The organism is Curtobacterium sp. MCBA15_004 (assembly GCF_001865055.2).
In the GTDB taxonomy this organism is placed as follows: Bacteria; Actinomycetota; Actinomycetes; order Actinomycetales; family Microbacteriaceae; genus Curtobacterium.
The window spans coordinates 3,455,763-3,469,036 of the sequence record NZ_CP126266.1 but is presented as its reverse complement, the minus strand read 5'-3'; the positions used below and the strand labels follow the sequence as shown (position 1 = coordinate 3,469,036).

Here is a 13,274-nt window from a genome sequence, read left to right as displayed (position 1 = left end):
CGGATCGCAGGCGTCGCCCCGACGCCACGAGTGGAGGAACACGTCATGAAGGCAGTCGTCGGCGACACCGTGATCGCGGAGGCCCCGAAGGAGGACCTCGTCCAGATCGAGGGCAACTGGTACTTCCCGCCGTCCAGCGTGAAGCCCGAGTTCTTCACCGAGAGCGACACCCAGTACCACTGCCCGTGGAAGGGCGACACGCAGTACTACACGGTCACGGTCGACGGGCAGGCGCTGCCCGACCGCGCGTGGTCGTACCCGACGCCGATCCCCTCGTCGTTCGACCGGGTCGGCCAGGACTACTCGGGCTACTACGCCTTCTGGAAGGACGTCCGCGTCGTCGACTGACGCCGGCGCCCCACGCGGTCGTGCGTGCGGGCCGGTCCCGCGTGACCGACCGCGCGCCTCGCGCGGTCGTGCTCACCCGGTCAGGGTGAGCACGACCAGCGCGACGTTGAGCGCGACGATCACGGCGGCGATCACCCACGCGACCACCCGGGTGGCGACCGCGTTGGCGTCGTCGCCCATCACGCTCCGGCGCGACGTGTAGGCCACCAGCGGCACGATCGCGAACGCGATCCCGAAGCTCAGCACCACCTGGCTCACCACGAGCAGCATCGTGGCGTCCGCCCCCACCGCGAGCAGCACGAGCGCCGGCACCAGGGTCACGAGCCGCCGGGCGAGCAGCGGCACCCGCACGTGCAGCAGCCCGTGCATGATCTCCGCGCCGGCCATGCAGCCCACCGAGGTCGACGCCAGCCCCGACGCGAGCAGCCCCACGGCGAAGAGCACGCCGACGACGGGGCCGACGTTCGCCTCGATCGCCGCCTGTGCGCCCGGGATCGTGTCCGTGCCCGCGACGCCCGGCAGCGTCGCCGCCGCGAGCACGAGCATGCAGACGTTCACCCCGCCGGCGACGACGAGCGCCAGTGCGACGTCCCACCGGGTCATGTGGAGCACCCGGCGGCGCTCGGGACCGGCGGGGGTGGCACCGTGCCGGTCGCGGGCGAGCGCCGAGTGCAGGTACACGGCGTGCGGCATCACGGTCGCGCCGAGCATCGACGCCGCGAGCAGCACCGACCCGGAGCCCTCGAAGCGCGGCACGAGCCCGGACACGAGTTCGCCGGGGGAGACCTGCGCGAACAGCAGTCCCGCGCAGAACCCGACCGTCAGGACCGCGAGCATGGCCGTGACGACGACCTCGAACGCGCGGGCGCCCCGCCGGTTCTGCAGCACGAGGATCGCCATCGACACCACACCCGTGATCACCCCGCCGGCGACGAGCGGCACGCCGAACAGCAGGTGCAGGGCGAGCGCCCCGCCGATGACCTCGGCCACGTCGGTCGCGGCGGCGACGACCTCGGCCTGGGCCCAGAACAGCAGGCGCGGCGCTCGACGCATCCGCATGCCGAGGAGCTCCGGCAGGGACTTCCCGGTGACGACCCCGAGCTTCGCGGACAGGTACTGCACGACGACGGCGCTGGCGTTGGCGGCGACGAGGACCCAGAGCAGCAGGTAGCCGTACGTCGCCCCCGCGGTGAGGTTGGCGGCGACGTTGCCCGGGTCGACGTAGGCGATGGCGGCGACGAAGGCCGGGCCGAGCAACGTGAGGCTGGCGGCGCGACGGCGCGGAGCGTCACCGGTGGGTGCGCTCGTCAGGGCGGCGGTGTCGGTCACGCGACCAGGATGCCAGAGGATTCGGGAGACCGAATCCAGGGATTCGGCGGGGTACAGAAGGAGCGGACGGAGCGGCCGACGGCCCGCCGCTCAGGCCGCCGCGCGCCGGGCCCGGTGCGCCCGCACCTTCGCCCGGTTCCCGCACCGCTGCATCGAGCACCAACGGCGGGTGCCCCCACGGGACGAGTCGTAGAAGACGAGCCCGCAGTCCTCCGCCGAGCACCGGCTCAGGCGCGTCGGCTGGCCGTCGGCGGCGACGTCGTCGAAACCGACCTCGGTGAACAGGGCCACCGCGTCCCGCGCCACGCTCGACAGCGCCTGCGCCAGGCGGACCCGGTTCGCCCCGGCGCGACGGCGTCCGCCGGGCAGGCTCGGCGGCACGTCGGGCAGTGCCGCGAACAGGTTCACGGTGTCGATGTCGTCGGGTGCCGGTCGGGTCCGTCCGGTCCCGGCGCGGAGCCCGGCGGCGACGGCGGTCCGGGTGGCGGCGTCGTCGGCGGGAGCGGGTGCGGCGGCCACGGCGAGGCGTCCGATCGCGGCACGCAGGGCCCGTGCGTCGAGGAGTTCCCGGGCGCTCGCGCCGACGTCGATCGGTTCGGTGTGGTCGCCGAGCCACTCGTCCAGGTCGGCCGGGGTCACGAGGAGCTCGCCGAGCCGGGAGCGGGGGCGTCGCCCGTCCGGGTCGTCCGCGAAGCCGCCCGTGTGCGCGAAGTCGAGGGCGATCCGGCCGGCGTCGAAGAACCACGACGACCCGCTGTCCGTCCGGATGTGCTGCCCCGTGTGCATCCGCCCAGGCTAACGGCTCACCGGCGCGCCTCCACGCTCGGGATCGATCCTGCGGTATCCGAGCGACGGCGCCAGGTGATCGTGTTCCGCGGGTCGAACCGGCGCGAGCACGCAGCACACGCGAGCGTGCGCGTGGGGGTGCGGTACCGGACGTGCTCGTGCCCCGCGGGGCAGGTGCCGACCCACGGCGCGAGCTCGGAGGCGACGGGGCCGTCGTACAGGCGGGACCCGGTGTACCCGATCCCCGCGGCGGTCCGTCGCCACGTCGGACCGTGGCCGGCACGCGGTCCGGCCAGCGCGTGCGCGACCTCGTGGAGCAGGACCTGCTCGACGTCCTCGTCGGACACCCGGGCGGCGATGTGCCGGCTCACCGTGATGCGGCGTCGGCCGAAGTCGCACTGGCCGGCGCGGGTCTTCGCGTGGTCGAACGCGAAGGTCCAGTCGCCCGGTCCGAGGTGCTCGGCGAGGAGCTGCTCGGCGCGCTCCCGGACCTGGTCGGGCGCGGTCACCGGCGTCCGGCGCCGCCGAGCCCGGGGTCGGTGTCGGGCGCGTCGGGGTCGGGCTCGTCGCGCGGCGCCTGACCCTTCGACGCGGCGCGGGCGGCGATGCGGCCCCACAGCTCGTCGGCCTCGGTCCGTGCGGCGTCCGGGGCCCCGAGCACGCGACGGCGGACGGGCGGGATCTGCTTGACCGGCTCGGCGACGCGCGTGGTGGCCGGTTCGTCGTCCTCGGCCCGGCGTGCGGCGACCTCGCGGGCGGTGCGGGGCCGGTCCTCGGCGGGCTTCGGCTGCGCCGCGGAGGCCCGGAGCGCGGCCTCGACCGCGGTTCGGAGTGCCTCGGTGCGCTCGGACGGGGCGCCGGCCTGGCGGAACGCCTGGTACGCCCGGGACAGGGCCGACCGGGCCTCGTCGAAGCGGGACAGCTCGAACAGCGACCAGCCCTCGAGCTCGGCGGCCGCGCCCTCGAGCTCGGGCCAGTCCTCGGTGCGGGCGGTGTCGCGGGCCATCGCGGCCTCGGCGGCGGCGCGCTCGTACCGGCCGAGGTCGTGCAGCACGTGGGCCCGTCGGATCCGGGAGGCCACCTTGTCGGAGCGTTCGCCCGTGAACATCGTCAGGCGGAAGACCTCCTCGGCCACGACGAGCGACTCGTCCAGGCGGCCGAGCAGGCGCAGGAGTTCGGCGCGTTCGGCGAGGGCGTCGGTGCTGCGGCTCTGCCCGAGGTCGCGGAGGCGCTGCTGCACGGCCTCGGCGTCGACGGCGGGACGCAGGCTGATCGGCGCGAAGGTGCTCCCCGGGCTGACACCGGCGGTCACCGGGGCGGCGTGGCGGGGCTCCCGGGCGCGGTCGTCGCGGTCGGGCTGCTGGCTGTCGTCGGGCGGGAGGGACATCGGGTCGAGCGTAACCGCGGCCCGCCGTGAACGAGCGGTGCCACGCGCACGGGGGGCACGAGGACGCCGCGACGCCCCCGGTGCCCCCGGACGACGACGGCCCGCCCCGCGGCGCGGGACGGGCCGTCGGGCGGGTCGTGGTGTCAGCTGTTGCCGACGACCGCGGACGCGGCGATCGCGATGTACGTGCCGAAGGTGGCGACGGTCGCGACGACGGCGAGGATGATCGCGAACAGGCCCCAGCCGCGCCCGCGCTTCGTGGCGACGGCGATGATGCCCTGCACGAACGCCCAGAGGCCGAGGATCGCGGCGATGCCGACGACGACACCGGCCGACCCGACCGACGACAGCGCGGACGGGTCCTGCATGAGCCGCTGCTGGAGCTCCTGCTGGCTCGGGGCGGTGCCGCCCTGCGCGAGCCCGTCGAGGATGCCGCTGTTCGCGACCGCCGCGCCGATCATGGCGCCGCCGATCACGCCGACGACGAGCGACAGCAGCCCGACCAGGAAGGCGATCACGCCGACGGTCTTCTTCTTGCGCTTCGGCTCCTCGTAGGTGTGCCAGGCCGGTCCGCCGGCCGACGCCGGGGCCGCCGACGCGGCGTACGGCTGGTGCGACCCGTGCTGCTCGCCCCACGTGGGGGAGTCGTGGCGGTCGCCCGCACCCTCCTTCGGCGCGTGCTCGCCGTAGCGGGGCGCCTGCTCGCCGTACTGCGGGGCACGCTCGCCGTACTGCGGTGCGCGCTCGCCGTACCGCGGCTCGTCGTCGCGGTCGCGGGCCTCCGACGCAGCCCACCGCGGGGCGTCCTGCTGGTCGGCGCGCTCGCCGTACCGCGGTGCGTCCTCGGGGCGGTGCTGCGGTGCCTCGCCCCAGCTCGGGGCGCGGCCGTCGCCCGCCCGGTCCTCGTTGCTCCGGTCGTCGTTCGTCATCAGGGGACTCCCTCGCTCGGTCGCGCAGCCGCGCAGTCGTGTCCCCCATCCTGGCAGCCGGGTGGTGGACACGTCCGGCGGGTCGTCAGTGACCGTGCGCCCGGCGGTCTGCCGCGACCACGGACGGACGGGAGGCGCGGCGCACGACCGGCACCGCGCCTCCCGTCCGGCGCCCGGTCACCCGAGTGCGCGCGTCAGCCGCCGAAGACGCTGCGGTTCGGCTCGGGCGAGGCGACGGCGGTCTGGTCGGTCACGACCGGCGCCCCGGCCGTGAACGCGCGCAGCTCGGCACCGTGCACGACCTTGGCGGGCATCGGGTCGGACGAGTACAGCCGGGGCATCTCGGCGACCGGTAGGTCGGTCGGCGACCCGAGCAGCACGATGTTGCCGAAGCGCCGGCCCTTGAGCATGCCGGTGTCGGCGACGGCCGCGACCGAGGGCAGCACCGCCTGCAGGGTCGCCGCCTGGCCCCGGGCGAAGGCCAGACCCGCGCCGTCCGCGACGTTCACCGCCACGACGCCGGTGGGGGACAGGAACGCGGCGACCTCGCGGTAGAACTCGACGCTCGTCACGTGCGCGGGGATCTGCGAGCCGCCGAACACGTCGACGACGGCCAGGTCGACCGTGCCGCGCAGACCGGCGGGCAGCTTGCCGAGGACCTCGCGGGCGTCGCCGTACCGCACCCGGATCGAGGCGCCGCGGGGGAACGGCAGCTCCTCGCGCACGTGGTCGACCAGGTCGCGCTCGAGCTCGACGACCTGCTGGCGGGACCCCGGCCGGGTCACCGCGACGTAGCGGGGGAGCGTGAGGGCACCGGCACCGAGGTGCAGCGCCGTCACCGGGCCGGGCGGCAGCAGGTCGATCGCGTGCCCGATCCGCCGGATGTACTCGAAGGCCAGGTGCGTCGGGTCCTCGAGGTCGACGTGCGACTGCGGCGTCCCGTCGACGACGAGCGTGAAGGACCCGGGGCGGTGCCGGTCCGGTTCGACCGAGGCCCAGCCCGCACCGATCCGGAAGCCGTCGCTCGCATCTGCCATGCCCCCATGGAACACCACCCGCGATCCCCACCCGGACCACCACCCTGGGGTGGTGTGCCCGCGCCCGCCCGCTCGCGAGGCTGGTGGCACCGGTCGGGGACCCCCGCCGGACACCCACCGGAAGGGGACACCGTGTCCGTCCAGCTCCTCGCGAACATCGTCATCGGCCTGGCCCTCGTCGGGTACCTCGCGTACCGACAGGCGACCTGGCGGTCGGTCGACCCGACACGGGTCTGGCGTGCGCCGCTCGTCCTCGGCGCCGTCGGGCTCGTGGTGCTCGCGCAGTCCGCCGCCGCGGTGACGACGCTCGACGTGCTGTTCCTCGGCGTCGAGGCCCTCGTGAGCATCGGCGCCGGCCTGGCCATGGGGGCGATGACCCGGTTCCGCACCGCGGCCCCGGACACCGAGGGCCGGACGCTGCAGGCCCGCACGGGCTGGGCGGGAGCCGGGCTCTGGGTCGTCCTGATCGTCGTCCGCATCGGGCTCGACGTCCTCGGCGGCCACCTCGGCGCGCACCTGCTCACCTCGACCGGTGCGGTCCTGCTCGTCCTCGCGCTCAACCGGGCAGCCCGTGCCCTCGTCGTCGACCAGCGGATCCCGCGCCCCGCCACCGGCATGATGGTCCGGTGACCACCGGCCCGGGACCCGTCGGGACCGATCCCGTGCGGGGTCGGTCCGGCTCCGTGACGAGTCGCGTGCTCGACCTGGTCGGGATCGCGGTCGTCTCGTACTGGTTCGTCCGCACCGGTCTCGCCGACGCCGCTCCCGCGTGGGTGTGGATCGTGGGGACGGTGGCGCTCGCCGCCTGGCTGCTCCGGGTCCTCACGGGCTCCGACCGGGTGCTCGTCGTCGCCACGTGGGGCATGGTCCTGGCGGGAGCCACCGTCGTCGTCCCGACCGGCGCGCTGATGGTGGCCGTGCCGCTCGTCGGCGTCGTGGTCCTCGCGGCGAGACGACCGGTCTGGGCCGGACCGGTCGCCGCGGTCGTCGCCCTCGTCCTCGTCGCCGCCACCGCCGTGGTCGCCGGTGCACCGGTGACGGTCGTGCTCGGCACCGGGGGTGGGCTGCTCCTGGCCGCGGCCGTCGGGTCGGGCCGGCGGCAGGCGCGCATCGCGGAGGAACGGACCCGCCAGGCCGAGGTCGAGCGGCAGCGCGCCGAGCTCCTGGCCGACCGGACGCGAGCCGCCCGCGAGGTGCACGACGTCCTCGCCCACTCCCTCGGCGGCCTGGTGCTGCAGCTCGACGCGGTCGAGGCCCTGCTCGAGGCCGGCCGCGTCGACGAGGCCACCCGACGCGCGGGGGAGGCCCGGACGCTCGCCGCGAGCGGGCTCGCCGAGGCCCGGCGCGCGGTGCACGCCCTCCGCGAGGACGTCCCCGCCCCGCAGACGTCCGGCCCGGCCGCGCCGACCGACCTGCCCGCCCTGGTCGCGGCGCACCGGTCGTTCGGCGGCACCGTCACGACGCACGGGGACGTCGCGCTCACCGCCGTCGACGCGGCCCACCGTGCGGCGGTGGTCGCGGCCGTCCGGGAGGCGCTGAGCAACGCCCGCAGGCACGCGGCGGGCCGCCCCGTGGTGCTGTCCGTCGAGCGGGACGGCGACGCGGTCCGGGTCACGGTCGCGAACCCGCTCGGCCCCGGTGCGGGCACCCCGCACGCAGGCGGCCCGGACCCGGACGGCCCGGGATCCGGCCTCGCGGACTCCGGTGGCCCCGCCCGGACCGGTGACGGGCACGGGGTCGTCGGGATGCGGGAGCGCTTCGCGGAGCTCGGCGACGGCTCCGCGCTGCACGCCGGGGTGCTCGACGGCGCGTTCGTCGTCACCATGCGGGTGCCGGGGGTGACGTCGTGACGATCCGGGTGCTCGTGGTGGACGACCAGGCGATCGTCCGGGACGGCCTGGTGACGGTGCTGTCGCTCGTGCCCGACCTCGAGGTCGTGGGCGAGGCCGCCGACGGGGCCGCCGCGGTGGCCGCCGTGGCCGCGGACCCGCCGGACGTCGTGCTCATGGACCTGCGGATGCCGGGTGTCGACGGGCCCACGGCGACCGCGACGATCACCGCGTCGCACCCGGACGTCGCGGTGATCGTGCTCACGACGTACGCCGACGACGACTCGATCGACGCCGCCCTGCGCGCCGGCGCCCGGGGGTACCTGACGAAGGACGCCGGCCGCGTGGAGCTCGCCGCCGCGGTGCGGGCGGTCGCATCCGGGCAGACGACCCTCGACGCCGGCGTCGGAGCCCGGCTCGTCGCCCGCCTGACCGGGGGCGCGGGCTCGCCGACGGCCGGCCCAGCACCGGACCCCGGACCCGTCCACGACCACGACCAGGGCCGGGTCGACGGTCCCGCGGCGCTGCGGCGGCGGTTCCCCGAGCTCACACCGCGCGAGGCCGAGGTGCTCGACCGGATCGCCGCGGGCCGGACGAACCCCGAGATCGCGCGGGAGCTGTTCCTCACCGTCCCGACCGTCAAGTCCTACGTCAACCAGGTCTTCGCGAAGACCGGCGTCCGGAGCCGCGCGGAGGCCGTCGCCCTCGTCCTGCGCTGAGGCGTGGTGCCTGACCCGCGCTGACCCGCGCCGACCCGCGCCGGCCCGCGCCGGCCCGCGCTGACCTGCGCCGACCCGCGCCGACCTGTGCCGTCGGCGCTCAGCGGACCCGTTCCCCGTCCGACCGGTGCCCAGCAGACGTCGAGGCGGCACACGTAGCATCCCGGGGTCGTCACCCGACCGGTGTCGAGCACCCCGCCCGGCCCCGCGGCCCCACACCGCGCTCCGGCAGTCGCCGTGCCCGCCCGTCCCGTGACCACGACGCCGCCCGACCGGCACCCGTGCTCCCCCCGCGCGGCACGCCCCGGGCAGCCGTCGTCGGTGTGCGCTCGTCGCACGCCGCCCGGCGTGCGACGAGGCACCGACACCACGCGTGCCACCACCGACCCGGCGGTCCCGACGAGCCGACGGACCCGACCCGGCCGTCGGTCCCGCCGACCCCACCGGCGGCACGCTCCCCGGACCGTCCGCAGGAGGACCCGATGACCGACACCCTGAGCGTGCCCACGCTCCGACCCGCCCGCGTGGGCCGACCCACCCGGGCGACCCGCGCCTCCCGGCCGACGCCCGCCGCCGTGCGCACGCACGGCGAGACCGCACCCCGCTGGATGCGCGTCGTCGGCGCGGTCCTGCTCCTCGGCGGCGGAGCGCTGACCGCGGCCGTCCTCGACTGGCCGGGTGAGGCCCCCGAGGTCGCGCTCCTCGTGCCGGGCGTCGTCGCGCTCGTCGCCGGCGCGCTGCTGCTGCTCGCGCGGACCGGGATCGCGGTGACCGACACCGAGGTGGTGCTGCGCTTCCGACCCCTGCCGCCGCGGCACATCGCCCGCCGCAGCATCGCGGCGGTCGCGGTCGTCGAGGCGGACGCCACGACGTTCGGCGGTGTCGGGCTGCGTCTCGGCCGGGGCGTCCGCGCGCTCCTGCTGACGCCGGGCCGGGGGGTGCGCATCACGGACGACCGCGGTCGCGTGACGTTCGTCCGGACCGACGACGCGCAGCGCGTGCGCCGGGCACTGGAGGCCCGACCGGGGGCCTGAGACCAGGCGACAGGCGGGAACACCCGAGCGGTCTGCGGGCTTATACACGCCAGCGCCGAATCCGGTCAAGCCAGGACTGGACAGCGCGCACAGGGGCGACCTATGATGACAGTTCGCGCTCCCTGGCATCCGTGTGTCGTCATATTGCGGTCGAACACGCGCCCTGGTCAGCCCATCCCGTATATGGCGGCGGGATCAGCTCACCGATCATCGCACAGGTCCACTCGTGCGGCCGTGTACCGGCCGGACGTGTCCTGCCTGGTACGGCGGTGGTCACCCGGGGTCGCGCCGAGCGATCAATCCACTCACCTACGTGCTGCTCGTCAGTACCGGCCCGACGGGGCCTACCGGAGGTCACACCCTTGGCTGCTGCGCCCAACGCATCCACCAACCCCAAGAACGGTCGCAACCACTCGCGACTCTCGTTCGCCAAGATCACGGACACCCTCACGGTTCCGGATCTGCTCGCACTCCAGACGGAGAGCTTCGACTGGCTCGTCGGCAACGACGTCTGGAAGGCACGTCTCGCCGAAGGGCAGGAGCAGGGTCGCACCGACCTCGCGCTGCACTCCGGCCTCGAGGAGATCTTCGAGGAGATCTCCCCGATCGAGGACCTCGGCGAGACGATGCAGCTCTCGTTCACGTCCCCGGAGCTCGAGGACCCGAAGTACTCCATCGACGACTGCAAGGAGCGCGGCAAGACCTACGCCGCTCCGCTGTACGTCAACGCCGAGTTCATGAACCACATGACCGGTGAGATCAAGACGCAGACGGTCTTCATGGGCGACTTCCCGCTCATGACCGAGCGCGGCACGTTCATCATCAACGGCACCGAGCGCGTCGTCGTCTCGCAGCTCGTCCGCTCGCCGGGCGTGTACTTCGAGCGCCAGCAGGAGAAGACGTCCGACAAGGACATCTACTCCGCCCGCATCATCCCGTCGCGCGGTGCGTGGCTCGAGTTCGAGATCGACAAGCGCGACCAGGTGGGCGTGCGCATCGACCGCAAGCGCAAGCAGTCGGTCACGGTCTTCCTCAAGGCGCTCGGCATGACGAGCGAAGAGATCATGGAGGAGTTCCAGGGCTTCGCCTCGATCGAGTCGACCCTCGAGAAGGACGCCGTCCTGACGAAGGAAGAGGCACTCAAGGACATCTACCGCAAGCTCCGTCCGGGCGAGCAGGTCGCGGCCGAGGCAGCGCGTGCGCTCCTCGACAACTTCTACTTCAACCCGAAGCGCTACGACCTCGCCAAGGTCGGTCGCTACAAGGTCAACCGCAAGCTCGGCATCGACGCGAAGCTCAGCGACTCGGTCCTGACCGTGCAGGACATCGTCCGCACGATCAAGTACCTCGTCTCGCTGCACGCCGAGAAGACGACCTTCGACGGCGTGCGTGACGGCCAGCCCGTCCAGCTGCGCCTCGACGTGGACGACATCGACCACTTCGGCAACCGTCGCATCCGCGCCGTCGGCGAGCTCATCCAGAACCAGGTCCGCACCGGCCTGTCCCGCATGGAGCGCGTCGTCCGCGAGCGCATGACCACGCAGGACATCGAGGCGATCACGCCGCAGACCCTGATCAACGTGCGACCCGTCGTCGCCGCGATCAAGGAGTTCTTCGGCACCTCGCAGCTGTCGCAGTTCATGGACCAGAACAACCCGCTCGCGGGTCTGACGCACAAGCGTCGCCTGTCGGCCCTCGGCCCGGGCGGTCTGTCCCGTGAGCGTGCCGGCGTCGAGGTCCGTGACGTCCACCCGTCGCACTACGGCCGCATGTGCCCGATCGAGACCCCGGAAGGCCCGAACATCGGCCTGATCGGTTCGCTCGCGTCGTTCGGTCGGATCAACTCCTTCGGCTTCATCGAGACGCCGTACCGCCGCGTCGTGGACGGTCAGGTCACCACGACCATCGACTACCTCACCGCGTCGGAGGAGGACGACTTCGTCGTCGCCCAGGCCAACGCGCCCCTCACCGACTCCTTCCACTTCGCGGACGACAAGGTCCTCGTGCGGAAGAAGGGCGGCGAGGTCGAGCTCGTCGGCAAGGACGAGGTCGACTACATGGACGTCTCGCCGCGCCAGATGGTGTCGGTCGCGACCTCGCTCATCCCGTTCCTCGAGCACGACGACGCGAACCGCGCCCTCATGGGTGCGAACATGCAGCGTCAGGCCGTCCCGCTGCTCCGTTCCGAGTCGCCGCTCGTCGGCACCGGCATGGAGGGCTACACCGCGATCGACGCCGGTGACGTCGTCACCGCCGACAAGGCCGGTGTCGTCTCCGAGGTCTCGGCCGACGCCGTGACCCTGCAGCTCGACGAGGGTGGGACGCAGACCTACTACCTGCGCAAGTTCGACCGCTCCAACCAGGGCACGAGCTACAACCACCGCGTCATCGTCTCCGCCGGTGAGCGCGTGGAGCAGGGCGAGGTCATCGCCGACGGTCCCGCGACCGAGAACGGCGAGCTCGCGCTCGGCAAGAACCTGCTCGTCGCGTTCATGCCGTGGGAGGGCTACAACTACGAGGACGCGATGATCCTGTCGCAGAACCTCGTGAAGGACGACACCCTCTCCTCGATCCACATCGAGGAGTACGAGGTCGACGCCCGCGACACCAAGCTCGGCAAGGAGGAGATCACCCGCGACCTCCCCAACGTCAGCCCGGACCTCCTGGCCGACCTGGACGAGCGCGGCATCATCCGCATCGGTGCCGAGGTGCGCCCCGGCGACATCCTCGTCGGCAAGGTCACGCCGAAGGGCGAGACCGAGCTCTCCGCCGAGGAGCGCCTGCTCCGCGCGATCTTCAACGAGAAGTCGCGCGAGGTGCGCGACACCTCGCTGAAGGTGCCCCACGGTGAAGAGGGCACGATCATCGGCGTCAAGGTGTTCGACTCGCAGGACGGTGACGACGAGCTCGGCTCCGGTGTCAACCAGCGCGTGGTCGTCTACATCGCCCAGAAGCGCAAGATCACCGCGGGTGACAAGCTCGCCGGTCGTCACGGCAACAAGGGCGTCATCTCGACGATCCTGCCGGTCGAGGACATGCCGTTCCTCGCCGACGGCACCCCCGTCGACATCGTGCTCAACCCGCTCGGCGTCCCCGGCCGCATGAACTTCGGCCAGGTCCTCGAGATCCACCTCGGGTGGCTCGCGAAGCAGGGCTGGAACGTCGAGGGCATCCAGGAGTGGGCGTCCGCCCTCCCCGAGGCCGCCCACAGCGCGGCGCCCGGCACGAAGGTCGCCACCCCGGTGTTCGACGGTGCGTACGAGCGCGAGATCGAGGGCCTCCTCGACAGCACGCTCCCGAACCGCGACGGGGAGCGCCTGATCGGCTCCTCCGGCAAGGCGCAGCTCTTCGACGGCCGCTCCGGCGAGCCGTTCCCGGAGCCCGTCTCGGTCGGCTACATGTACATCCTCAAGCTGCACCACCTGGTCGACGACAAGATCCACGCCCGTTCGACCGGTCCGTACTCGATGATCACGCAGCAGCCGCTGGGTGGTAAGGCGCAGTTCGGTGGACAGCGCTTCGGTGAGATGGAGGTGTGGGCGCTCGAGGCGTACGGCGCCGCCTACGCCCTCCAGGAGCTCCTGACGATCAAGTCCGACGACATCCTCGGCCGCGTGAAGGTCTACGAGGCGATCGTCAAGGGCGAGAACATCCAGGAGCCCGGCATCCCGGAGTCGTTCAAGGTCCTCATGAAGGAGATGCAGTCGCTCTGCCTGAACGTCGAGGTCCTCTCGGCCGACGGCCAGGCGGTCAGCCTGCGCGACAACGACGACGAGGTGTTCCGCGCTGCGGAAGAGCTCGGCATCAACATCTCCTCGCGGTTCGAGTCGTCGTCCGTCGACGACATCTGATCCGGCCCGTACCGAACACGTTTCG

Annotated in this window: 12 protein-coding genes; 6 read left to right on the top strand and 6 right to left on the bottom strand. The window is 73.4% G+C overall.

Translation table 11 applies throughout. The features are described 5' to 3' along the window. Positions 1-45: 45 nt before the first annotated feature. Entirely contained in the window at positions 46-348 is a 303-nt protein-coding gene (locus QOL16_RS16415) for a DUF427 domain-containing protein (protein ID WP_065962111.1), read from the top strand. A 72-nt stretch (positions 349-420) separates the two neighbouring features. Here QOL16_RS16415 and QOL16_RS16410 read toward each other — a convergent pair whose 3' ends face one another. The 6 genes from QOL16_RS16410 to QOL16_RS16385 all read right to left on the bottom strand — a co-directional run bounded on the left by QOL16_RS16410 (position 421) and on the right by QOL16_RS16385 (position 5,816). Then, positions 421-1,677 carry an Nramp family divalent metal transporter gene (locus QOL16_RS16410; RefSeq protein WP_083395174.1) on the bottom strand — a complete coding sequence of 419 codons (1,257 nt, stop codon included), beginning with the start codon at positions 1,675-1,677 and terminating at the stop codon, positions 421-423. 90 nt (positions 1,678-1,767) lie between these two features. Further along, on the bottom strand, positions 1,768-2,463 hold the full coding sequence (locus QOL16_RS16405; protein ID WP_065962084.1) for a CGNR zinc finger domain-containing protein: 696 nt from the start codon (positions 2,461-2,463) through the stop codon (positions 1,768-1,770). A gap of 17 nt (positions 2,464-2,480) precedes the next feature. Then, the gene (locus QOL16_RS16400) at positions 2,481-2,972 is read right to left on the bottom strand and encodes a SprT-like domain-containing protein (RefSeq protein ID WP_071246041.1); all 492 of its coding nucleotides are present in this window, start codon (positions 2,970-2,972) and stop codon (positions 2,481-2,483) included. Continuing rightward, positions 2,969-3,850, bottom strand: coding sequence for a hypothetical protein (locus QOL16_RS16395; RefSeq protein ID WP_071246042.1), 882 nt, complete (start codon positions 3,848-3,850; stop codon positions 2,969-2,971). Before QOL16_RS16395 ends, QOL16_RS16400 begins: the two co-directional genes overlap by 4 nt. A gap of 143 nt (positions 3,851-3,993) precedes the next feature. After that, on the bottom strand, positions 3,994-4,779 hold the full coding sequence (locus tag QOL16_RS16390) for a DUF4064 domain-containing protein (protein ID WP_071285430.1): 786 nt from the start codon (positions 4,777-4,779) through the stop codon (positions 3,994-3,996). 194 nt (positions 4,780-4,973) lie between these two features. Beyond that, entirely contained in the window at positions 4,974-5,816 is an 843-nt protein-coding gene (locus QOL16_RS16385; RefSeq protein ID WP_071246045.1) for a spermidine synthase, read from the bottom strand. Positions 5,817-5,948: 132 nt separating this feature from the next. Between QOL16_RS16385 and QOL16_RS16380 the strand changes: the two genes are divergently transcribed. The 5 genes from QOL16_RS16380 to rpoB all read left to right on the top strand — a co-directional run bounded on the left by QOL16_RS16380 (position 5,949) and on the right by rpoB (position 13,249). Beyond that, entirely contained in the window at positions 5,949-6,446 is a 498-nt protein-coding gene (locus tag QOL16_RS16380) for a hypothetical protein (protein WP_071246047.1), read from the top strand. Further along, positions 6,443-7,666 (top strand): sensor histidine kinase, encoded by a 1,224-nt coding sequence (locus QOL16_RS16375; RefSeq protein ID WP_083395173.1) that lies wholly within the window; start codon positions 6,443-6,445, stop codon positions 7,664-7,666. Before QOL16_RS16380 ends, QOL16_RS16375 begins: the two co-directional genes overlap by 4 nt. Continuing rightward, complete coding sequence (locus QOL16_RS16370; RefSeq protein ID WP_071246049.1) at positions 7,663-8,364, top strand: response regulator transcription factor; 702 nt, start codon at positions 7,663-7,665, stop codon at positions 8,362-8,364. The genes QOL16_RS16375 and QOL16_RS16370 overlap by 4 nt, the downstream gene beginning before the upstream one ends. Before the next feature lie 482 nt (positions 8,365-8,846). After that, a complete protein-coding gene (locus QOL16_RS16365; protein ID WP_139197339.1) occupies positions 8,847-9,398 on the top strand; it encodes a hypothetical protein in 552 nt (183 codons plus the stop codon). Between the two features lie 362 nt (positions 9,399-9,760). Further along, positions 9,761-13,249 carry a DNA-directed RNA polymerase subunit beta gene (gene rpoB / locus QOL16_RS16360; protein WP_071246055.1) on the top strand — a complete coding sequence of 1,163 codons (3,489 nt, stop codon included), beginning with the start codon at positions 9,761-9,763 and terminating at the stop codon, positions 13,247-13,249. Positions 13,250-13,274 lie beyond the last annotated feature (25 nt).

Excerpts from the sequence above, each read along its gene's own strand:
- QOL16_RS16415 (WP_065962111.1), top strand. The coding sequence starts at position 46 with ATGAAGGCAGTCGTCGGCGACACCGTGATCGCGGAGGCCCCGAAGGAG.
- QOL16_RS16405 (WP_065962084.1), bottom strand. The coding sequence starts at position 2,463 with ATGCACACGGGGCAGCACATCCGGACGGACAGCGGGTCGTCGTGGTTC.
- QOL16_RS16395 (WP_071246042.1), bottom strand. The coding sequence starts at position 3,850 with ATGTCCCTCCCGCCCGACGACAGCCAGCAGCCCGACCGCGACGACCGC.
- QOL16_RS16390 (WP_071285430.1), bottom strand. The coding sequence starts at position 4,779 with ATGACGAACGACGACCGGAGCAACGAGGACCGGGCGGGCGACGGCCGC.
- QOL16_RS16385 (WP_071246045.1), bottom strand. The coding sequence starts at position 5,816 with ATGGCAGATGCGAGCGACGGCTTCCGGATCGGTGCGGGCTGGGCCTCG.
- QOL16_RS16365 (WP_139197339.1), top strand. The coding sequence starts at position 8,847 with ATGACCGACACCCTGAGCGTGCCCACGCTCCGACCCGCCCGCGTGGGC.